This window comes from Chromobacterium alkanivorans, assembly GCF_016937655.1.
In the GTDB taxonomy this organism is placed as follows: Bacteria; Pseudomonadota; Gammaproteobacteria; order Burkholderiales; family Chromobacteriaceae; genus Chromobacterium; species Chromobacterium alkanivorans.
This window is the reverse complement of sequence record NZ_JAFHKL010000001.1, coordinates 91,980-113,320: the sequence shown is the minus strand read 5'-3', so window position 1 is coordinate 113,320 and position 21,341 is coordinate 91,980. Positions and strand designations below refer to the sequence as shown.

Sequence of the window (21,341 nt, the reverse complement as noted above, 5' to 3'; positions counted from 1 at the left end):
CCCCGGTTAGGACGTGGCCAGCCTCACCACCAATAGCAACACCCCGATAAAAGTGGCCGCCAACAACAAGGCGGTCAGTATCAGCTGCAGCGGCGACAGCTTGCTGTCTTCGCGCGCGTCCGCCTTGCGGCGCACGCCGAAAAAGGCGGACAGCACCGCCAGCACTCCTTGCCACGCTTTCATGAGCCCGCTCCCGCGTTGCCCGGCACGTCAAACACGGTATAGGCCAGCGTGATGCTGTCTATTGAGGCCGGCAAACGCTTGTCGACGACGAACACCACCGGAAAGCGCCTGGTTTCGCCCGGCGCGAAGGCCTGCTGGCGGAAGCAGAAGCACTCCAGTTTCTTGACGTACTCGCCGGCGGCGGCGGGCAGATAGCGCGGAATCGCCTGCCCCACCACCCGCTGACCGCTGGCGTTGGTGATTTCGTACTCCACCTGCACAAACTGGCCTGGCTTCACCTTGAGCCGGGTCTGCAAGGGACGCACCTGCCACGGCAGGCCGGCCTGCACGGTGGCGTCGAAGGTCATCTCCACCTCGTGCGTCGCCGCGCCGCCGCTTGCCGCCGCATCGTCCAGGCTGTCCGCCTTGACCACGTCGTTGAGGCCGGTGACTTCGCACACCACCTTGTACAGCGGGATCAGCCCCCAGGCGAAAACGAACATCAGCAAGGCCACCACCGCCAGCTTCTTCATCAGCTGGCGGTTGCTGCGTCCCTGCTTGGCGGCGGCTTCCATCGCGTCGTCCTCAGTGGTGCTTGCCGCCGGTGCTGGACACCACCACGCCGTTCTCGATGACTTCCAGCTGCGGCGCCTCGACGAAGCTGTGGTAAGGCGCCGGCGTCGGAATCGCCCACTCCAACGTGTTGGCGCCTTCCCATGGATGCGGCGGCGCGGGCCGGCCGCGGCGCAGCGAACGCAGGATGTTGTAGAGGAAGATCAACTGCCCCAGGCCGAACATGAAGGCGCCGATGCTGGCCAGCTGGTTGAACTCGGTGAATTGCAGCGCGTAGTCGGGAATCCGCCGCGGCATGCCGGCGAGGCCGAGGAAATGCATGGGAAAGAAGGTGACGTTGAACCACAGCAAGGACCACCAGAAGTGCAGTTTGCCCAGGCCCTCGTGGTACATCTTGCCCGTCATTTTGGGGAACCAGTAATAGATGGCGGAGAACAGGCTGAACAGCGCCCCGGCCACCAGCACGTAATGGAAATGGGCGACCACGTAGTAGCTGGCGTGCAGCTGGATGTCCACCGCCGCCACGCTGAGGGTGACGCCGGACAGGCCGCCGATGGTGAACAGCAGGATGAAGCCGATGGCGAACAGCATCGGCGTTTCGAAGCTCATGCTGCCCTCCCACATGGTGGCCACCCAGTTGAACACTTTGACCCCGGTGGGCACCGCGATCAGCATGGTCGCGTACATGAAGAACAGCTGGGCGGTGGCCGGCATGCCGGTGGCGAACATATGGTGCGCCCACACCATGAAGGACAGGATGCCGATGCTGGAGGTGGCGTAGACCATGGAGGCGTAGCCGAACAGCGGCTTGCGGGCGAAGGTGGGAATCACCTGGCTGACGATGCCGAAGGCCGGCAGCGCCATGATGTAGACCTCGGGGTGGCCGAAGAACCAGAACACGTGCTGATACAGGATGGGGTCGCCGCCGCCGGCGGCGTTGAAGAAATGAGTGCCGAAGTGGCGATCGGTCAACACCATGGTGACCACGCCGGCCAGCACCGGCATCACCGCGATGATCAGGTAGGCGGTGATCAGCGAGGCCCAGGCGAACATGGGCATCCGCATCATGGTCATGCCCGGCGCGCGCAGGTTGAGGATGGTGACGATGATGTTGATCGACCCCATGATGGAGCTGACGCCCATGATGTGGATGGCGAAGATGGTCATGTCCATGCCCATGCCCATCTGGGTGGACAAGGGCGCGTACAGCGTCCAGCCGGCCGCCGCCGCGCCGCCGGGCACGATGAAGGACAGCAAGAGCAGCAGCGCCGCCGGCGGCAGCAGCCAGAAGCTCCAGTTGTTCATCCGGGCGAAGGCCATGTCCGGCGCGCCTATCATCAGCGGCAGCATCCAGTTGGCCAGGCCGGTGAAGGCCGGCATGATGGCGCCGAACACCATGATCAGGCCGTGCAGGGTGGTGAACTGATTGAACAGCTCCGGCTGGAAGAACTGCAGGCCGGGCTGGAACAGCTCGGCGCGGATGCACAACGCCATCACCCCGCCTGACAGGAACATGATGAAGGAGAACCACAAATACATCGAACCGATGTCCTTGTGGTTGGTGGCCGCCAGCCAGCGCATGATGCCGCGCGGGCGCTCATGGTGCCCCGGCGCGTGCCCGGCATGGCCGGCGTCATCGACAATTGCCATATCGCTCTCCTTGCATGGATGCGTCGCCGGTCCCGGGCTCAGCCGGTGGCGCCGCGGGCCGCCTTGACCTCTTTGGGCTGCACTAGTTGGCCGGTGTGATTGCCCCAGGCGTTGCGCTCATAGGTGATCACCGCGGCGATGTCGGTATCGGACAGCTGCTTGCCCCAGGCTTGCATCGCCGGATTCTTCTGGCTGCCGAACAGCACGATGTGGATGTGCGCCGGCTTGTCGGCGGTGACCATCTTGGAGCCGTCCAGCGCCGGGAAGGCGCCGGGCAGGCCTTTGCCGTTGGCCTGGTGACAGGCGACGCAGTTCTGGGCGTAGACTTTTTCGCCGCGGGCCTTCAAGTCGGCCAGCGTCCACACCTTGTTGGGGTCGTCCGCCGCCGCGGCCATCTGTTTTTTCTTGGCCTCCAGCCACTTGGCGTAGTCGTCCGGCGTCTTGGCCTCCACCACGATGGGCATGTAGCCGTGGTCCTTGCCGCACAGCTCGGAGCATTGGCCGCGATAGGTGCCGGGCTTGTCGATGCGGAACCAGCTGTCGCGCAGAAAACCGGGAATCGCGTCCTGCTTGACGCCCAGTTGCGGCACCCACCAGGAGTGGATCACGTCGTTGGCGGTCAGCAGCAGCCGCACTTTCTTGCCGATAGGCACCACCAAGGGCTCGTCCACTTCCAGCAGGTAGTTGACCGGTTTGGCCGCGGCGTTGGCGATGGCCTCGCGCGGCGTGGACAAATGGCTCATGAAGCCGAAGTTGTCGTCCAGGTAGTCGTAGCGCCACTTCCATTGGTAGCCGGTGACCTTGACCGTCATGTCCTCGCCACGCGTGCTCTTCTGCGACAACACCGCCTTGGTGGCCGGCCAGGCCATGCCGATCAGGATCAGCAGCGGAATCACCGTCCAGATGATTTCCACCGTGGTGTTTTCATGAAAGTGCTTGGCCTGGTGGCCGGCGGCTTTGCGGTGGCGGACGATGGCGTACATCATCACCAGGAACACCAACGCGAAGATCACACAGGTGATGATCAGCAACATGGTGTGCAGATCGTATTGCTGGCGGGCAATGGGAGTAACGGGGGCTTGCAGATTCAACTCGGCCGCTGACGCGCAGGATATCGGCAGCCAACAGCAAAGGACGCGCATACAGGACATGGAGCCCCCCTAGAAATCCTCAACTGACATGAAATGGTGCTGACGGGTCCGATCTATTCTCATGACCGGTTAATGGCATGCTAGAAAAAAAGGTCAAGGAAAACAAGAAAATGTCTTGCGGCAACGCAATAAAATATTACGAATGCAAGTTAGGCGCAGGCCGCGCCGCGCGCGCGGCTCAGTGGGATTCGCCGGCCTGATGCGGCACTTCCAGCAATAGCGGCGCCGGCATGTGCCGTTGCAGGGTCTCCAGATTCTGCTCGTAAGCCTGTTGCTGCGGCACCACGCGATTGGCCACCCAACCGGCCAGCGGCAGGCCGGCGTCCAGCACCGCGCGCGCGGTCAGCAAGGCGTGGTTGATGCAGCCCAGCCGCATGCCCACCACCAGGATCACCGGCAATTGCAGCGCCTTGGCCATATCGGCCATGAACAGCCGGTCGGACAGCGGGGCCAGCCAGCCGCCCGCGGCCTCCACCACCACCACGTCGGCGCAGGCGGCCAATTGCTGGTAATGGTCGATGATCACGTCCAGCCGGATTTCCACGCCGGCCTCGCTCGCGGCGATATGCGGCGACACCGCCGGCAGGAATCGATAGGGGTTCATCAGCTCCAGGTCGGACTGGCCGGTGGCGGCGGTCAGCCGCGCCACGTCGTCGTTCCACCAGCTGCCGTCGGCCAGCAGTTCGCAGCCTGAGGCCACCGGCTTCATCGCCAGCACGCGCTTGCCTTCGGCCTGCCATTGGCGAATTAGTTGCACGGCGACGTGGGTCTTGCCGATTTCGGTGTCGGTGCCGGTAATGAAGAAGGCTGCGGACATGGCGCTTTCCGTAATGGGGAAGTAGAGAGCTGGCAGTCTAGCGCCGGCCCGTCCGCGCGTAAAACGCAAAAAACCCCGGCTCTGCCGCGCAACGACGCCGACCTCATGGGTCGGCAGTCCGCCGCGCGGCTTTGTGAGCCGGGGCCAGAAGGGGCGGCCTTGTGGGCCTGATGGACTTCACACTCGATAAAGTGAACTCCCGAGGGACTGCGAAAAACCTGCTGCGCGCTCCGAATAGCGTCGTTGCTCCGTGCTCGCTTCCTCGCCGTACCTTTGTACTAGCTCGGTCGCTGCGCGCGGTGCGCCTTGCTCTCGGACCGCTCACGACGGTTTTTCGAGCCCCTTCTGCGGCCGGGCGGTCTAGCGCTGGCGATGCGCCGACAAGGACGGGATGGAAAACCTTGTCGACGCGGCACCGCGCTGGCCTCCTCGGCCGGAAAACGTCATACCAGCGCTTGTGCGTTCAGCTTTTGCTCCTGGTTCATCAATTTGTTCAAGGCGGACAGATAGGCCTTGGCCGAGGACACGATGATGTCGGTGTCCGCGCCCTGCCCGCTGACGATGCGGCCGTCGCGCGCCAGGCGCACCGTCACTTCGCCCTGGGATTCGGTGCCCTTGGTGATGGCGTTCACCGAGTACAATTCCAGCTCCGCGCCGCTGTCGGCCACGCTTTCAATCGCCTTGAAGGCGGCATCCACCGGGCCGGAGCCGCTGGACTGGGCGCGACGTTCTTCGCCGTGCGCCAGGAACACGATGGAGGCCACCGGCGCTTCGCCGGTTTCGGTGGCGATCTTCAAGGACACCAGCTTGTAATCCTCTTCGCGGCCGGTGCTCAATTCGTCCGACACCAGCGCGTGCAGGTCTTCGTCGAAGATCTCGCGCTTGCGGTCCGCCAGCTCCTTGAAGCGGGCGAAGGCGGCGTTCAGCGCTTCTTCGCTGTCCAGCACGATGCCCAGCTCGATCAGCTTGGTCTTGAAGGCGTTGCGGCCGGACAGCTTGCCCAGGGTCAGCCGGTTGGTGCTCCAACCCACCGATTCGGCGGACATGATTTCATAGGTTTCGCGATGCTTGAGCACGCCGTCCTGGTGGATGCCGGATTCGTGGGCGAAGGCGTTGGCGCCGACGATGGCCTTGTTGGGCTGCACCGGATAGCCGGTCACCGTGGACACCAGCTTGGACGCCGGCACGATCTGGGTGGCGTCGATGCCGGTTTCCAGCGCGAAAACGTCCTTGCGGGTGCGCACCGCCATCACCACTTCCTCCAGGCTGGCGTTGCCGGCGCGCTCGCCCAGACCGTTGATGGTGCATTCCACCTGGCGCGCGCCGCCCAGCACCGCGGCCAGGCTGTTGGCCACCGCCATGCCCAGGTCGTTGTGGCAATGGGCGGACCAGATCACCTTGTCGCCGCCCGGCGTCTTGGCGATCAGTTCGCGGAAGAAGGCTTCGGTGATGAAGGGCACCGCGTAGCCGACGGTGTCCGGCACGTTCAGCGTGGTGGCGCCGGCCTTGATCACCTCGCCGAAGATGCGCGCCAGGAAGTTGATGTCCGAGCGCAGCGCGTCTTCGGCGGAAAACTCCACGTCGTCGGTGTATTCGCGGGCGATTTTCACCGCTTCCACCGCCGCCGCCACCACTTCGTCCGGACTCATGCGCAGCTTCTTCTCCATATGGATGGGGCTGGTGGCGATGAAGGTGTGGATGCGGCCGCGCGCCGCCGGCTTGATCGCTTCGCCCGCGGCGCGGACGTCGCGCTCGTTGGCGCGGGCCAGGCTACAGACTGTGGAGTCCTTGATCACCTCGGCGATGGCGCGGATGGCGTCGGCGTCGCCCGGGCTGGCCGCGGCGAAGCCCGCTTCGATGATGTCCACGCCCAGGCGCTCCAGCTGGCGGGCGATCCGGATCTTTTCTTCCTTGGTCATCGATGCGCCCGGCGATTGCTCGCCGTCGCGCAAGGTGGTGTCGAATATATACAGACGATTGCCCATCTGACTGTTTCTCCCTGGTCCCTGCATTGCAATTTCCGCGCCTGTCCCGACGCCGATCAGATAATCGTTGAAATCGAAGCGTTTGCCCTGGCTGGCCGCCATCACCGCCAGCTTGTTGAGCTGGGCCAATGGCAGGCTGCCGCGTTCTCTCCATTTGTATATCGCCGCCCGAGTCACCGGCTCATCGGCGAACAAGCGATTCAGATCTTCGGCCAGCTGTCCCGGCCCGCCGAAATCCGCAATCAAGCGTTCAATGTCCAATTGCATCATGTGCTCCCGCAGCAAATTTTGATTCAGCCTACCGGCAAGCAAGACATAAAGTCAAATTTGCATGTTGAAAACTGTGATTAAAACGTCACACCCGATGTCCAAACCAAAAATATCGGACAATATGTCTATTTTCAATGAAAACCTGCTTACAATTTAAGCAAGCCACACGCGATCAGACGTCGGCAGATCGGTTATACTCTTGGGTTTAGTCAGATTGATCGAGGACAAACCAGTGTCCGAACGCCTGTTCGTGCTGTTGCAACACCTGATGCCCAAGCTGGCCATGACCCGCTTGGCCGGCCGCATCGCCAACTGGGAAGGCGGCAACCTGACGCAATGGATCATCCGCCGCTTCATTGCCCGCTACCAAGTGAACATGGACGAAGCCGCCGCCAGCGATCCGGCGGCCTACGCCAGCTTCAACGCCTTCTTCACCCGCGCCTTGCGCGCCGACGCGCGCCCGCTGGCGAGCGAACGGCTGGTCTGCCCGGTGGACGGCGCCATCAGCCAGTTCGGCCGCATCGAACAGGGACAGATCTTCCAGGCCAAGGGCCGCAGCTACTCCGCCCAGGCCTTGCTGGCCGGCGACGCCGAGTGGGCGCGCCGCTTCGACGACGGCCATTTCGCCACCATCTACCTGAGTCCGCGCGACTACCATCGCATCCACATGCCTTGCGCCGGCCGTCTGCTGCGGATGAGCTATGTGCCGGGCGAGCTGTATTCGGTGAACCCGGCCACCGCCCGCGGCGTGGACCGTCTGTTCGCGCGCAATGAGCGCGTGGTCTGCCTGTTCGAGGGCGAGGACGGCCAGCCTTTCGCGCTGGTGCTGGTGGGCGCCACCATCGTCGGCAGCATGGCTACCGTCTGGCACGGCGTGATCAATCCGCCGCGCCCGGGGCAGATCCGCCACTGGGATTACCGCGACCAGGACATCCGCCTGGCCAAGGGCGAGGAGATGGGCCGTTTCCTGCTGGGCTCCACCGTGGTGCTGCTGTTCCCGCAAGGCCCGCTGAGCTTCAACCCCGGCTGGCAAGCCGCCGGCGCGGTGCGCATGGGCGAGCCGATGGCGGACTGAACGCCTTCGCTCCGGACACGACGGCGCCCTGGGCGCCGTTTTTCATTTCCCCTGCCCCCAAACGCAAAAAAGCCGGGAAGATTCCCGGCTTTGGTCGATGCGGCAGGCTGCGGACTTAGTTCTTGGACTGGTCCACCAGCTTGTTCTTGGCGATCCACGGCATCATCGCGCGCAGCTCGGCGCCGACCTTCTCGATCGGGTGATCGGCGGTCAGACGGCGACGCGCGGTCATGCTCGGATAGTTGGTCTTGCCTTCCAGGATGAACATCTTCGCGTACTCGCCGGACTGGATGCGGTACAGCGCTTTTTTCATCGCGTCCTTGGTGGCGGAGGTCACCACTTCCGGGCCGGTCACGTACTCGCCGTACTCCGCGTTGTTGGAGATCGAGTAGTTCATATTGGCGATGCCGCCCTCGTACATCAGGTCGACGATCAGCTTCAGTTCGTGCAGACACTCGAAGTAAGCCATTTCCGGCGCGTAGCCGGCTTCCACCAGGGTTTCGAAACCGGCTTTGACCAGTTCCACCGCGCCGCCGCACAGCACCGCCTGCTCGCCGAACAGATCGGTCTCGGTTTCTTCGCGGAAGTTGGTCTCGATCACGCCGCCCTTGGTGCCGCCGTTGGCCGCCGCGTAGGACAGCGCCACGTCGCGAGCCTTGCCGGACTTGTCCTGGTAGACCGCGATCAGGGTCGGAACGCCGCCGCCCTTCAGGTATTCGGAGCGCACGGTGTGGCCCGGGCCTTTCGGCGCCACCATGATCACGTCGACGTCGGCCGGCGGCACGATCTGGTTGTAATGGATGTTGAAGCCGTGGGCGAAGGCCAGCGCCGCGCCCTTCTTCAGATTGGGAGCGATGTCCTTGCCGTAGACGTCGGGCTGCGACTCGTCCGGCAGCAGAATCATCACCACGTCGGCCTTCTTCACCGCCTCGGCCACTTCCTTGACCTTGTGGCCGGCCGCTTCCGCCTTCTTCCAGGAAGCGCCGTCCTTGCGCAGGCCCACCACGACGTCCACGCCGGAGTCTTTCAGGTTCTGCGCATGGGCGTGGCCCTGGGAACCGTAGCCGATGATGGCGACCTTCTTGCCCTTGATGATGGAGAGGTCGGCGTCTTTGTCGTAGAAAACTTTCATTTGCAATCCTTGATATCGTTTGTTTGGGCGGCCCGGCCTCCGGCCGGGCTCTCGCCTGCGTCAGATTTTCAGAATCCGTTCACCCCGACCAATGCCGGATGCGCCGGTACGGACCGTTTCCAGGATCACTGTGCGGTCCACCGCCTCGATGAAGGCGCCGAGCTTTTCGCTCGTACCGGTCAGCTCGATGGTGTAAGTCTTTTCCGTCACGTCGATGATGCGTCCGCGGAAGATGTCGGCCATGCGCTTCATCTCCTCGCGGTCCTTGCCGGTGGCGCGGACCTTGATCAGCATCAGCTCGCGCTCGATGTGCTCGGATTCATTGAGGTCTATCACCTTGACCACCTCGATCAACTTGTTGAGATGCTTGGTGATCTGCTCGATGACTTCGTCGGAACCGTGGGTGACGATAGTCATGCGCGACAGCGTCGGGTCCTCAGTCGTGGACACTGTCAGCGAATCGATGTTGTAGCCACGGGCCGAAAACAGGCCCACCACGCGGGACAATGCGCCCGCTTCGTTTTCCACAAGAGTGGATAGGATATGTCGCATACCGGTTGACCTCAACACATATTGCCGTAGTCACGGTTGTTCTCGAAGGGCACGTTCTGCACCTCGCTCATGTGCGCGGGCAGGTCCATCTGGTCCAGACCCTTGCCGTTTTGCACCATCGGGAACACGTTCTCGGACTGGTCGGTACGGAAATCCAGGAATACCAGGCGTTCCTTCAGCTTCTGGCTGAACGCCTCCTTCAATACCGGCTCCACGTCGGCGGGGTCTTCCACCTTGAAGCCGATATGGCCGTAAGCCTCGGCGATTTTGACGAAGTCCGGCAAGGCGTCCATATAGGATTCGGAATAGCGCGTGCCGTAGAAGAACTGCTGCCACTGGCGCACCATGCCCAGGTAGCGGTTGTTCAGGGCCACCACTTTCACCGGGGTATGGTATTGCTTGCAGGTGGACAGTTCCTGGATGTTCATCTGGATCGAGCCCTCGCCGGTGATGCAGGCGACGGTGGCATCCGGGTTGGCCAGTTGCGCGCCCATCGCCGCCGGCAGGCCGAAGCCCATGGTGCCGAGGCCGCCGGAGTTCAGCCACTGCTTGGGGCTGTCGAACTTGTAATACTGCGCCGCCCACATCTGGTGCTGACCCACGTCGGAAGTGACGATGGCCTTGCCGCCGGTGATCTCGTACAGCTTCTCCACCACGAACTGAGGTTTGATCAGCTCGGTGGACGGGGTGTACAGCAGACAGTTGTGGCCGCGCCATTCCTCGATCTGCTTCCACCAGCCGGCCAGGGCCTGAGCGTCCGGCTTCTGGCCGGATTGCTTCAAGAGGTCCAGCATGTCTTTCAACACATGCTTGACGTCGCCGACGATGGGGATGTCCGCCTTGACTCGCTTGGAGATGGAGGACGGGTCCACGTCGATGTGGATGATCTTCTTGGGCTGGCTGAGGAAGTGCGACGGCACGCTGATCACGCGGTCGTCGAACCTCGCGCCTATGGCCACCAGCACGTCGCAGTACTGCATCGCCATATTGGCTTCATAGGTGCCATGCATGCCCAGCATGCCGAGGAACTGCGGGTCGGATCCCGGATAGGCGCCCAGGCCCATCAGGGTGTTGGTACACGGCAGGCCCAGCGATTTGACCAGTTCGGTCACTTCGCCGGCGGCATTGCCCTGCACCGCGCCGCCGCCCACGTAAATGAAGGGGCGCTTGGCTTCCAACAGCAGGTTCACCGCTTTCTTGATCTGCCCCGGGTGGCCGCGGGTAGCCGGCACGTAGGAGCGGATATGCACGCTTTCCGGATATTGGAATTCCGTGCGCAGCTGGGTGATGTCCTTGGGGATGTCCACCACCACCGGACCGGGGCGACCGGTCCTGGCGATGTAGAACGCCTTCTTGATGGTGGAGGCGATCTCGTTCACGTCCTTGACCAGGAAGTTGTGCTTCACGCACGGGCGAGTGATGCCCACCATGTCCACTTCCTGGAAAGCGTCCAGGCCGATGGCCGGGGACGGCACCTGGCCGGACAGCACCACCATGGGGATGGAGTCCATATAGGCGGTGGCGATGCCGGTCACGGCGTTGGTCGCGCCGGGACCGGAGGTGACCAGAGCCACGCCCACCTTGTCGCTGGAACGGGAGTAGGCATCGGCGGCATGCACCGCCGCCTGCTCGTGCCTGACCAGCACATGTTTGAATTTGTCCTGCCGGAAAATGGCATCGTAAATTTCCAGCACCGCGCCGCCGGGGTAGCCGAAAACAAATTCGACACCTTCTTCCTGCAGGCAGCGGACAACCGCTTCCGCGCCCGATATCTGCATATGGCCTCTTTATCTTTGCGTTAGTTTCATCCCGTATCGGTCGACCTTAGCGTATTGCTTTGAAACCGGTCAAGTGCTTTTGTGCAGGTGCAATATGCGCCTAAGCCTCGGTAAATTCAGGAAAAAAATCAGGCTTGGCCGAATCGGCGGCGCTCTGCTACCATCTTCTGTTGGCATCAACTCAAACTCTCATCCGATGGCTAGCCGCGAGGAAATGGCCGACTTCCTGGAGTCGGCGGAGAAACGCGCTTTCAAGCAGGCGTGGTATGCGGTCCAGAACGAAGACAGCGCATTGGATATCGTGCAGGACTCGATGATGAAATTGGCGGATCGCTATCCGCACGCCCCGGCGGCGGAACTGCCGCTGATCTTCCAGCGCATCCTGCAAAACACCATTCGCGACTTCTACCGCCGCAGCAAGGCGCGCCGCTTCGTCAGCACGCTGCTGTCCTCGCTGATCCCCGCCCGCGAAGAGGACGACAGCCCGGATCCGCTGGAAACGCTGGACGTGGCCGCGGACGAGGCGCACAGCAATCCCGAGCTGTGGTGCGCGCGCAAGGAAACCGCCGTGCTGATCGAGGCCTCGCTGCAGCTGCTGCCGGCCCGTCAACGCGAGGCCTTCCTGCTGCGTTATTGGGAGGGTCTGGATGTCGCCGCCACCGCGCGCGTGATGGGCTGCTCCGAGGGCAGCGTCAAAACGCATTGCTCGCGCGCCAATCACACGCTGGCCGCCATCCTCGCGCAAAAGGGAGTGACGCTATGAAACCTTCCAACCCCCTTCCCGGCCATGTGGCGCGCGTGCTGGACCACGCCGCCGCCGATCTCGACGCCGAGCAGAAACGCAAGCTGACCCAGGCGCGCGAGCGGGCGCTGGCCCGTTTCGACGCCCAGGCCGCGGAAGCGGAATCGCCGCGCGAGCGGCTGGGCCTGTGGGCGCAGCGCCACGTGTTGTCGCTGCGCCGCGGCGGCCTCGCCTTGGGCTTCGCGCTGCTGACCGGCGCCGGCATGATGCTGGCGGAAGACCTGCTGCTGGAGGAGGAAGCGGTCGACGCCGCGCTGCTGGCGCAGGATCTGCCCTTCGAGGCCTTGCTGGAACCGCACTTCAGCCGAGGGCTGCATGAATAGCGGCCGCCGCCTCTTGCTCGCCCTGTGCCTGAGCGGACTGCTGGCGCCGGCGGCCAAGGCCAGCCCGCCGGCCAGCCCCCGCTGGGCGCAATTGAGCGCGGAACAGCAACAGGTGCTGGCGCCGCTGGCCACCGAATGGGACCGCTACGCGCCGTACAAAAAGCAGAACCTGCTGGCCATCGTGCCGCAATTCCAACAACTGCCCGAGGCGCAGCGCCAGCGCGTGCAGCAGAAACTGAAAGCCTGGTCCGAGCTGAGCCAGCAGCAGCGCGACGAAATCCGCGCCAACTGGAAGGCGCTGCAACAGATGCCGCCCGAACAACGCCAACAGGCCATCCAGCGCCTGCGGCAACAACATGAAGCCCAAGATGCCTCCCGCTGACGCTCCCGCCCTGACCCCGCCCACGCTGAAACGCAGCCTGGCCAGCCTGTTCTACGAATTGCTGCTGGTCGCCGCGCTCTTGCTCACCGTCACCGCGGCGCTGACGCCGCTGCAAACGCTGATCGGCCAGGGGCCGTTGTTCAAGACGCTGCTGAAAGGCGCGCTCGCCGTGGCGCTGTTCGGCTACTTCGGCTATTGCTGGGTGCGCAGCGGCCAGACCGTGGCGATGAAGACCTGGCGCATCAAGCTGGTCAACGCCCGCGGCGGCGGCATCGTCTGGAAGCAGGCGGCGGCGCGCTATCTGATCGGCCTGGCCCTGTTCGTCGGCATGCCGGCGGTGTCCTATCTCGGCTGGGCCAATGCCTACGGCCATCAGCCGCAGGCGCTGTGGCTGGCGCTCAGCTGGTGCCTGGTTCCCTTCCTGGCCAAGTTCTACGACCGCGACAAGCTATTCCTGCACGACAGGCTGGCCGGCACCCGCCAGATCGTGCTGCCCAAGCCGCCGCATCCGGGCAAGAAACGGCGCGGCGAGCCCACGCCGGGCTGATTAAGCCCGCGCCAGCAAAGGCTCCGTCTCGGCGAACTCCGCCAAGGCGTCCAGCAAGACGCGCACCCGCACCGGCGGATAGCGCCGTTGCGGCCACACCGCGTACACCGGTTGCGCCGGCATTTCCCAGCCGGCCAGCACCTGCCGCAAACCGCCGTCCGCCAACTGGCGGTGGCACAGGCTGTGGGGGCAGACCGCGATGCCCACGCCGGCCTCGGCCAGCCGACGCGGCAGCAGCATATCGTTGACCCGCAGGCGCGGCGGCGGCAATTCCCATTCCGCGTCGTCGCCCCTCCGCCGCAAATGCCAGCGTTCAAACGGCTCCGCCACCAGTAGGGCGTGGCGCGCCAGCGCCTCCGGCGTCCGCGGCTCGCCTTGCGCCTCCAGATAGGCCGGCGCGGCCACCAGCAGGGTGCGCACCCAGCCCAGCCGCCGCTGGTTCAAACTGGAGTCCGGTTGCTCCCCCACCCTCAAGGCGAGATCCGCCATGCCGCTGAGCAGGTCATCGATGGCGTTGTTCAAGTGCAGCTCCAGCCGCAACTCCGGGTAATCCCTCAGCATCCGCCGCCACACCGGCACCAGCACGTCGTTGCCCAGGCTCAGCGGCGACAGCACCCGCAGCACGCCCTTGACCTGATGCAGCGAGTCCGCCAGCGTCGCGGCGGTCTGGCTCAAGGACTGCAGCAAGGGCCGGCATTGCTCGTAGTACTGCCCGCCTTCCGCCGTCAATTCCATCCGCCGCGCGCTGCGGTGCAAGAGGCGGCAGCCCAGTTCCCGCTCCAGCGCCTGCAAACGACGCGACAGGGTGGCGGCGGGCACGCCCAGCCGCCGGGCGGCGGCGTTCAGGCTGCCGGCGTCGACAATGCTCACGAACAACTGCAGATCATCCAGCATGATTTCATTTTTGGAATTTGAATTCGATATTTTAAGTCTATTTACATAAATGATTTTTGCCTAGACTGGCCTTGCAGCTCGCCGCTGCGACGATCTCTCTCTTGAAAGGAATTGCCATGTCCCTGCGCCTGCCCTACACCCAACTGTCCCCCGCCGCCTACCAAGGGCTGGCCGGCGTCAAAGCCAGCCTGCAGCACAGCAGCCTGGGCCTGCCCCTGATCGAGCTGGTTTATCTGCGCGTGTCCCAGATCAACGGCTGCGCCTTCTGCCTGAAAATGCACGCGTCGGCCTTGCGCGCCAGAAGGGAAAGCAATGAACGCATCGACTCCCTGGCCGGCTGGCGCGTCAGCGAGTTGTACAGCGCCCGCGAACGCGCGGCGCTGGAATGGGCGGAGTCGCTGACCGACATCGCCGTCACCCAGGCGCCGGACCAACACTACCTGCCCTTGCAGGAACACTTCAGCCCGGAGGAAGTGGCCGATCTGAGCTTCGCCATCGCCCTGATGAACGCCTTCAACCGGCTGGCGGTCAGCATGCGCCAGTAAACGCGGTTCCCGCTGGTGCGGGTGACGACTGAGGACTATTATTTCACGTGAAGATAAACTAACTTCAAGCCGTGCTAATCTCTGCGCCCGGTAGTCATCCAGTTGTCACCCACACATCAGGAACCGTCAGTGATGCAACAAGCACCAGACCAGATTGACCGTATCGTCGCCCTGTGGCGCGAGGTTCGCCCGGACTTGGACCCGTCCTCCACCGAAGTGGTCGGCCGCATTGTGCGGATGGAGTACTTCGTCACCCGCCGCGTGCTGCATGATTTGGCGCGCCACAATCTGAATGTCGGCGAATTCGACGTGCTGGCCGCGCTGCGCCGCGGCGGCGAACCGTTCCAGCTGTCCCCCAATCAACTGCAAGGCATGGTGCTGATTTCCTCCGGCGCGCTGACCAACCGCATCAACCGGCTGGAGGAAGCCGGCCTGGTGACCCGCTCGCCGGACCCCGCGGACCGCCGCGGCGTGATCGTGACGCTGACGCCCAAGGGTTTCGAGGTGATCGAGGACGCCGTCGGCAACCATCTGTCGGCCGAGGCCGAACTGATCGAGATGCTGGACGCGGAGGAACGCGCCACGCTGGCGCGCTTGCTGAAGAAGATGCTGCAAACCCAGGAGGATTGAGATGCGCGCTTCCTCCTGTAGCCTGCCGCGCTGAGCGCAAAAAAAAACCGGCCTGGATTCCAGGGCCGGTTTTTTTGTCTGCGCCGAGCGGGCTCAGCGCAGCAGCGGCGGCGCCACCGCCGCCGTTTTCACCGGCAGCGGCGCCACCCAGTGCCAGCGGCCTTTCCAGGCGCCCACCACCAGATTGGGATACTCGGCGCGGCCCAGGCTGCCGTTGTAGCGGCCCAGCGCGCGGAACAGATTGCCGCGCTCGATATCCAGGTAGTAGCGCAGAATGGTGCAGCCGTAGCGCAGATTGGTGGTGAGATCGAACAGATTGTGCTGCGCGTTGCCTATGCTGCGCACCCAGAACGGCATCACCTGCATCAGCCCGCGCGCGCCGGCGCCGGAGATCGCGTACTTGTTGAAGCCGCTTTCCACCTGGATCAGGCCCAGCACCAGCTGCGGGTCCAGGCCGGCGCGGGTGGCCTCGTAGTGGATGGCGGTGAGCAGGCGCTCGCGCGTCCACTTGTCCGAGATCCGCTTGGCCAGCCGGCTGGACATCTCGCCCAGCCAGGCGTCGGCCTCGCGCTGGTCGTCGAACACCAGCCGCGGCGCGTTGGCGTCCGACACCGAACGGCGCATGGTGGAAGCGACGTTGGCGGCCAACGCCTCTTCCTTCTGCGCGCCGGCCCACGCCGGCATCGCTGCCAGCGCGGCCAACAATACGACGATGCCGGATCGGATCATAAGACGGTCACAGCCCCAGTTTGGCCAACACTTGTTCCAGCATAGCATCCGCGGCCAGCGCGCTGGCCTCCGCGTCGCGGCGGTGCTGGTACTCGACCTTGCCTTCCTTCAGGCCGCGGTCGCCGATGGTGACGCGATGCGGCGCGCCGATCAGCTCCCAGTCGGCGAACATCGCGCCCGGGCGCTCGCCGCGGTCGTCCAGGATCACGTCCACGCCCTTGGCCAGCAGGCCTTGATACAAGGCGTCGGCGGCGGCCTTCACCTCGGCGGAACGGTCATAGCCCACCGGGCAGATCACCAGGGCGAACGGCGCGATGGCGTCCGGCCAGATCATGCCCTTGTCGTCGAAGTTCTGCTCGATCGCCGCACCCAGGATGCGAGTGACGCCGATGCCGTAGCAGCCCATCTCGAACGGCTTGGGTTTGCCGTCCTCGTCCAGGAAGGTGGCGTTCATCGCTTCGGAGTACTTGGTGCCCAGATAGAACACATGGCCCACTTCGATGCCGCGCTGGATCGCCAGTTCGCCCTTGCCGTCCGGCGAGGCGTCGCCGGCCACCACATTGCGGATATCCATCACTTCTGGTTCCGCGCAGTCGCGGCCGAAGTTGACGCCGGTGTAGTGCTGGTCGTCCTCGTTGGCGCCGGTGATCATGTCGGCCATCTTGGCGACGGTGCGGTCAGCGATGACGCGGCCCTTGAAGCCCACCGGGCCCAGCGAGCCGGGGTTGGCGCCGAAGGCGGCCTTGATCGCGGCCGGGGCGGCGAAAGTCAGCGGCTTCTTGATGCCGGCGATCTTCTCGGCCTTGACTTCGTTCAGTTCGTGATCGCCGCGCACCAGCAGCAGCACCGGCTGATCTTCGTCGCCGTCCACCACCACCGCCTTGACGGTCTGCTTGACGTCCACGTTCAGGAAGCCCACCAGATCGGCGATGGTCTTGACCTTGGGCGTATGCACCTTGGCCATGGCCGCGCCGGCGGCCGCGCGTTCGCCGGCCGGCGCCACCGCTTCGGCCAGCTCAATGTTGGCGGCGTAATCGGAGTCCGGGCAGTAAACGATGGCGTCCTCGCCGGTATCGGCGATCACCTGGAATTCATGCGAGCGGTCGCCGCCGATCGCGCCGGTGTCGGCGGCGACGGCGCGGTAGCTCAGACCCAGACGGTCGAAGATGCGGCAATAGGCGGCGTACATATTGTCGTAGCTGACGCCGGCGGCTTCGGCGCTGCGGTCGAAGGAGTAGGCGTCCTTCATGGTGAATTCGCGGCCGCGCATCACGCCGAAGCGCGGGCGGCGCTCGTCGCGGAACTTGGTCTGGATCTGGAAGAAGTTCTTGGGCAGCGCGCGGTAGCTGCGCAGCTCGTTGCGGGCGATGTCGGTGATCAGCTCCTCGGCGGTAGGCTGCAGCGCGAAGTCGCGCTCATGACGGTCCTTGAAGCGCAGCAGCTCCTCGCCCATCTTGTCCCAGCGGCCGGTTTCCTGCCACAGGCCGGCCGGCTGCACCACCGGCAGGCTGACTTCGATCGCGCCGGCGCGGTTCATCTCTTCGCGCACGATGTTTTCCACCTTGCGCACGCTGCGCAGGCCCATCGGCATCCAGGAGTAAATGCCTGCGGCCACTTTGCGGATGAAGCCGGCGCGCATCATCAGCTTCTGGCTGGCGATGTCCGCGTCGGCGGGGGCTTCCTTCAGGGTGGAAATGAAAAACTGCGATGCGCGCATGATGCGTCCTTGGCAATACGGTGTAATTGAGGGCTTGATTGTAGCGTTTGCCGCGCCTCGCGGCCAAGCCTTGCGCCGGCATAGTCTATTTGCGCTATAAAGATGCGTGCCCCGCCTCCCGCCGGCTACCCCAGAAGCGGCCGCCGCGCAAGCCGACAGCCCGGACTCTGTCGTTTTACAAGAACACATCTCGGCTCTTGCGCGGCCTTTGCTTGGCTTACCCAGACCTCTGGAGTAATCTGCGCGCTCAAGAACCACCGATATTGCTGTGCAGCAATATACGGTGACGAACAATTCCATTGGATGCTTATGCAGGATCACAACAAACAGGCCATGGCTGGCCTGACCCTGGCCGCCTTGGGCGTGGTATACGGCGACATCGGCACCAGCCCGCTGTATACCCTGCGCGAATGCTTCACCGGCCAGGGCATCCCCACCACCCCGGAAAACATCTTCGGCATCTTGTCGCTGATTTTCTGGTCGCTGATTTTCGTGGTTTCCATCAAATACGTGGCCTTCGTGCTGCGCGCCGACAACCGCGGCGAAGGCGGCATCATGGCGCTGATGGCGCTGGCCCGTCATTACACCACCCACGCCGCGCGCTGGAAGATCGTGCTGCTGGGCTTGTTCGGCGCGGCGCTGTTCTACGGCGACGCCATCATCACTCCGGCGGTGTCGGTCTTGTCCGCGGCCGAGGGCATGGAGCTGATTTCGCCGGCGATGGAAAGCTATGTGCTGCCGATGGCCATAGGCGTGCTGACCGGCCTGTTCCTGCTGCAACGCTTCGGCACCGCCAGCGTCGGCCTGCTGTTCGGCCCCATCATGCTGATCTGGTTCTCCGTGCTGGGTCTGCTCGGCTTGCACCAGATCGTGCAGGCGCCGCAGGTGCTGCAGGCGCTCAACCCCTATCACGCGCTGCACTTCATCGGCCACAACGGCTGGGGCTCCTTCCTGACTCTGGGCTCGGTGGTGCTGGCGCTGACCGGCGCCGAGGCGCTGTACGCCGACATGGGCCATTTCGGCAGCTCGCCGATCCGCCGCGCCTGGTTCAGCCTGGTGCTGCCCGGCCTGGCGCTTAACTATTTCGGCCAGGGCGCGCTGCTGATGCAGAACCCGGCGGCGATCAAGAACCCCTTCTTCCTGCTGGCGCCGGACTGGGCGCTGCTGCCGCTGATCGTGATGGCGACGCTGGCCACGGTGATCGCGTCTCAGGCGGTGATTTCCGGCGCCTACTCGCTGACCCGTCAGGCCATACAGCTGGGTTACTGCCCGCGGCTGGAAGTGCAGCACACCTCGGAAAAAGAGATCGGCCAGATCTACATGCCCTTCATCAACTGGGCCTTGCTGATCGCGGTGATGGTGGTGGTGCTGACCTTCAAGACTTCGTCCAGCCTGGCAGCCGCCTACGGCATCGCCGTCACCGGCACCATGCTGATCACCACCTGCCTGTTCTTCGTGGTGGCCCGGGTCAACTGGCGCTGGCCGCTGCCGCTGGCGCTGGGCGTCACCCTGATGTTCGCCACCATAGACCTGGGCTTCTTCAGCGCCAACATCCATAAAGTGGCCGACGGCGGCTGGCTGCCGCTGGTGCTGGGCATGGTGATCTTCACGCTGATGAGCACCTGGAAACAGGGCCGCGAGCTGCTGTTCACGCGCCTGCGCGATCAGGCGCTGCCGCTGGACAGCTTCATCGAGAACCTGGAAGCCTATCCGCCGACGCGGGTGCAGGGCACCGCGGTGTTCCTGACCAGCACCTTGCACGGCGTGCCGCACGCGCTGCTGCACAATCTCAAGCACAACAAGGTGCTGCACGAGCGGGTGGTGTTGATGACGGTGCGCACCGAAGACGTGCCCTATGTGGCGGAAGAGGACAGGCTGGAGATCGTGCAGATGTCGGCTTCGTTCTGGCGCGTGGTGGCCCGCTACGGCTTCAAGGAAGACCCGAACGTGCTGCAGGTGCTGGAAGACTGCACCGCCCAGGGCCTGGCCTTCGAGCTGATGGATACTTCCTTCTTCCTGTCGCGCGAAACCATCGTGTCCACCGAGCGTCCGGGCATGTCGCGGCTGCGCGAGAAGCTGTTCGTGTGGATGAGCAAGAACGCGATGCGCGCCACCGATTTCTTCCAGGTGCCGACCAACCGAGTGGTGGAGCTGGGCGCGCAAGTCGAGCTGTAAGAGCGTGTTTACGATCTCGCGAGCTAGAGCGAGACAAGGCGAAAACGGCTGAGAAAGCGGAATGTACTCGTGGTACATGAGCATTTCGAAGCTGTACTCACCGCGTCACGTTTCACGACGCGCAGCAGATCGTAAACAGGCTCTAAGCCTCCTCGCCCCGCTTCCAAGCCGGACCGGCCTTGCCCGTCCGGCTTTTTCGCGCCTGACTCTAGCGTTGCAGGCCGCTGTCCGCCTCCGCCCGCGCCCAATCGAAGAACGGGCCGGGATCGGTCTTGCGCCCCGGCGCGATGTGCTCGTGGCCGATGACGGCGCGCAGCGGCAGCTGGCGCCGCAATGCCCGCGCCAGCGCTTGCAGCGTCCGGTACTGCGCCTCGCTGAACGGCTCGAAATCGCAGCCTTCCAGCTCCACGCCTATGGAAAAGTCGTTGCAGCGCTCGCGCCCTTGCCAGCTGGAGACGCCGGCATGCCAGGCGCGCCGCGTCACCGGCACGAACTGTTGCAGCTCGCCGGAACGGCGGATGAAGAAATGGGAAGACACGCGCAGATGCTGGATTTCGGCGTAGAACGGATGCTCGTCCGGGTTCAGCCGGTTCTGAAACAGCTGCTCCACGCCCAAGCCGCCGTAGCGATACGGCGGCAGGCTGATGTTGTGGATCACCAGCAGTTCCGGCGCCATACCCTCGCCGCGCTCATCGTGATTGGGCGACGGCAACCGGCGCGCGCCGTCCAGCCAGCCGTCTTCCGATAATTGGAAAGCCGGCGGCGAAGCCGGCTGATAATTCAAACGCCACAGCATCAGCCCGTCCGGCGTGGACCAGCGCTGCTCGGCGACGAAACCGGCCTTGCGATACAGGGACAGCGCGGCGATATTGACCTCGGCGGTGTCGACGCTGACCTCGCTCTCGCCCACCAGCGCCCGGTTCAGCAAGCGGTAGCCCCAGCCGGCGCGCAGCTGTTGCGGATCCACCACCGCTCTTTCGATATGCAGGCCGCCGTCCTCGCGGCGCGAGGCCACCAGCACGCCGCGCAGGCGCTCGCCTTCGAACGCGCCCCAGACAGCGTCGGCGCAAGCCTGCGCGGCGGCGAGGTCGGCCCACAGCACGGGCAGATGCGGATAGGACAGCCACTCCGCCTCCAGGCGGTGGGCGGCCAGCTGCAAATCCAAGGCGCGCGCGGCCAGTCCGGCGTCGCTCAGATCCAGGCGTTTCACTTCAAACGGGGCTTGCATTCACTCTCCCTGCGCGCGTTGCCGATGCAACAATCCGGTAACGGGAACGGTCCAATATCGCACTTGTTTTCTGAGGCCCGACGCGGTATCAAGAACAACCGGGGCGGACAAGCGCTCACCCGGCATTCTACCGCTACCGCCCGGCGGAAGGCTTGCGCGGCTTGAGCCGGATCATGGCCGCGGCCCGCGCCATGCCGCAGAATGCAGGCCGTCACCCATCACAG

The 21,341-nt window shown here is 64.2% G+C and carries 21 protein-coding genes and 1 pseudogene; 8 read left to right on the top strand and 14 right to left on the bottom strand.

All coding sequences use genetic code 11. The features are described from left to right. Positions 1 to 6 precede the first annotated feature (6 nt). The 6 genes from JW897_RS00520 to JW897_RS00495 all read right to left on the bottom strand — a co-directional run bounded on the left by JW897_RS00520 (position 7) and on the right by JW897_RS00495 (position 6,605). Entirely contained in the window at positions 7 to 183 is a 177-nt protein-coding gene (locus JW897_RS00520; protein WP_082158757.1) for a DUF2970 domain-containing protein, read from the bottom strand. Next, on the bottom strand, positions 180 to 737 hold the full coding sequence (locus JW897_RS00515; RefSeq protein WP_048412976.1) for a cytochrome c oxidase assembly protein: 558 nt from the start codon (positions 735 to 737) through the stop codon (positions 180 to 182). Before JW897_RS00515 ends, JW897_RS00520 begins: the two co-directional genes overlap by 4 nt. 10 nt (positions 738 to 747) lie before the next feature. Further along, positions 748 to 2,385, bottom strand: coding sequence for a cytochrome c oxidase subunit I (gene ctaD / locus JW897_RS00510; RefSeq protein ID WP_048412975.1), 1,638 nt, complete (start codon positions 2,383 to 2,385; stop codon positions 748 to 750). 38 nt (positions 2,386 to 2,423) lie between these two features. Beyond that, on the bottom strand, positions 2,424 to 3,476 hold the full coding sequence (gene coxB, locus JW897_RS00505) for a cytochrome c oxidase subunit II (protein ID WP_231589204.1): 1,053 nt from the start codon (positions 3,474 to 3,476) through the stop codon (positions 2,424 to 2,426). Between the two features lie 238 nt (positions 3,477 to 3,714). Further along, on the bottom strand, positions 3,715 to 4,353 hold the full coding sequence (bioD, locus tag JW897_RS00500; protein WP_205464832.1) for a dethiobiotin synthase: 639 nt from the start codon (positions 4,351 to 4,353) through the stop codon (positions 3,715 to 3,717). A gap of 443 nt (positions 4,354 to 4,796) precedes the next feature. After that, the gene (locus JW897_RS00495) at positions 4,797 to 6,605 is read right to left on the bottom strand and encodes a 2-isopropylmalate synthase (RefSeq protein ID WP_205464831.1); all 1,809 of its coding nucleotides are present in this window, start codon (positions 6,603 to 6,605) and stop codon (positions 4,797 to 4,799) included. 235 nt (positions 6,606 to 6,840) lie between these two features. Between JW897_RS00495 and asd the strand changes: the two genes are divergently transcribed. Next, on the top strand, positions 6,841 to 7,683 hold the full coding sequence (gene asd, locus JW897_RS00490; protein ID WP_048413199.1) for an archaetidylserine decarboxylase: 843 nt from the start codon (positions 6,841 to 6,843) through the stop codon (positions 7,681 to 7,683). Between the two features lie 115 nt (positions 7,684 to 7,798). On the opposite strand, the gene ilvC is transcribed toward asd, so the two are convergent. The 3 genes from ilvC to ilvB are packed head-to-tail and all read right to left on the bottom strand — an operon-like array spanning position 7,799 to position 11,145. Continuing rightward, a complete protein-coding gene (gene ilvC / locus JW897_RS00485; protein ID WP_048407995.1) occupies positions 7,799 to 8,815 on the bottom strand; it encodes a ketol-acid reductoisomerase in 1,017 nt (338 codons plus the stop codon). A 60-nt stretch (positions 8,816 to 8,875) separates the two neighbouring features. Further along, the gene (gene ilvN, locus JW897_RS00480; RefSeq protein ID WP_048412972.1) at positions 8,876 to 9,367 is read right to left on the bottom strand and encodes an acetolactate synthase small subunit; all 492 of its coding nucleotides are present in this window, start codon (positions 9,365 to 9,367) and stop codon (positions 8,876 to 8,878) included. 11 nt (positions 9,368 to 9,378) lie between these two features. Then, positions 9,379 to 11,145, bottom strand: a complete 1,767-nt coding sequence (gene ilvB / locus JW897_RS00475; protein ID WP_205464830.1) for a biosynthetic-type acetolactate synthase large subunit — start codon at positions 11,143 to 11,145, stop codon at positions 9,379 to 9,381. Between the two features lie 196 nt (positions 11,146 to 11,341). On the opposite strand from ilvB, the gene JW897_RS00470 reads away from it, so the two are divergent. The 4 genes from JW897_RS00470 to JW897_RS00455 are packed head-to-tail and all read left to right on the top strand — an operon-like array spanning position 11,342 to position 13,199. Continuing rightward, positions 11,342 to 11,908 carry an RNA polymerase sigma factor gene (locus tag JW897_RS00470; RefSeq protein WP_048412970.1) on the top strand — a complete coding sequence of 189 codons (567 nt, stop codon included), beginning with the start codon at positions 11,342 to 11,344 and terminating at the stop codon, positions 11,906 to 11,908. Then, positions 11,905 to 12,270, top strand: a complete 366-nt coding sequence (locus JW897_RS00465) for a DUF3619 family protein (RefSeq protein ID WP_048412969.1) — start codon at positions 11,905 to 11,907, stop codon at positions 12,268 to 12,270. The genes JW897_RS00470 and JW897_RS00465 overlap by 4 nt, the downstream gene beginning before the upstream one ends. After that, positions 12,263 to 12,652, top strand: a complete 390-nt coding sequence (locus JW897_RS00460) for a DUF3106 domain-containing protein (protein WP_048412968.1) — start codon at positions 12,263 to 12,265, stop codon at positions 12,650 to 12,652. The genes JW897_RS00465 and JW897_RS00460 overlap by 8 nt, the downstream gene beginning before the upstream one ends. Then, positions 12,639 to 13,199, top strand: a complete 561-nt coding sequence (locus JW897_RS00455; RefSeq protein WP_048412967.1) for an RDD family protein — start codon at positions 12,639 to 12,641, stop codon at positions 13,197 to 13,199. Before JW897_RS00460 ends, JW897_RS00455 begins: the two co-directional genes overlap by 14 nt. On the opposite strand, the gene JW897_RS00450 is transcribed toward JW897_RS00455, so the two are convergent. Then, the gene (locus tag JW897_RS00450; protein ID WP_205464829.1) at positions 13,200 to 14,093 is read right to left on the bottom strand and encodes a LysR family transcriptional regulator; all 894 of its coding nucleotides are present in this window, start codon (positions 14,091 to 14,093) and stop codon (positions 13,200 to 13,202) included. 116 nt (positions 14,094 to 14,209) lie between these two features. Between JW897_RS00450 and JW897_RS00445 the strand changes: the two genes are divergently transcribed. Then, positions 14,210 to 14,638: a carboxymuconolactone decarboxylase family protein gene (locus JW897_RS00445; protein ID WP_205464828.1), complete on the top strand. Its 429-nt coding sequence runs from the start codon at positions 14,210 to 14,212 to the stop codon at positions 14,636 to 14,638. A gap of 132 nt (positions 14,639 to 14,770) precedes the next feature. Then, on the top strand, positions 14,771 to 15,268 hold the full coding sequence (locus JW897_RS00440) for a MarR family winged helix-turn-helix transcriptional regulator (protein WP_043589515.1): 498 nt from the start codon (positions 14,771 to 14,773) through the stop codon (positions 15,266 to 15,268). 93 nt (positions 15,269 to 15,361) lie between these two features. Here JW897_RS00440 and JW897_RS00435 read toward each other — a convergent pair whose 3' ends face one another. Beyond that, the gene (locus JW897_RS00435; protein WP_205464827.1) at positions 15,362 to 15,997 is read right to left on the bottom strand and encodes a lytic transglycosylase domain-containing protein; all 636 of its coding nucleotides are present in this window, start codon (positions 15,995 to 15,997) and stop codon (positions 15,362 to 15,364) included. A gap of 7 nt (positions 15,998 to 16,004) precedes the next feature. After that, positions 16,005 to 17,714, bottom strand: coding sequence for a proline--tRNA ligase (locus JW897_RS00430; RefSeq protein WP_205464826.1), 1,710 nt, complete (start codon positions 17,712 to 17,714; stop codon positions 16,005 to 16,007). A gap of 309 nt (positions 17,715 to 18,023) precedes the next feature. On the opposite strand from JW897_RS00430, the gene kup reads away from it, so the two are divergent. Beyond that, complete coding sequence (kup, locus tag JW897_RS00425) at positions 18,024 to 19,889, top strand: low affinity potassium transporter Kup (protein ID WP_048412962.1); 1,866 nt, start codon at positions 18,024 to 18,026, stop codon at positions 19,887 to 19,889. Between the two features lie 208 nt (positions 19,890 to 20,097). Here the strand turns inward: kup and ampD are convergent, their stop codons facing one another. Then, on the bottom strand, positions 20,098 to 20,685 hold the full coding sequence (ampD, locus tag JW897_RS24205; protein WP_231589216.1) for a 1,6-anhydro-N-acetylmuramyl-L-alanine amidase AmpD: 588 nt from the start codon (positions 20,683 to 20,685) through the stop codon (positions 20,098 to 20,100). A gap of 48 nt (positions 20,686 to 20,733) precedes the next feature. Beyond that, positions 20,734 to 21,117 (bottom strand): annotated as a pseudogene (locus JW897_RS24200) (GNAT family N-acetyltransferase); the annotation flags it as partial. Positions 21,118 to 21,341: the final 224 nt, after the last annotated feature.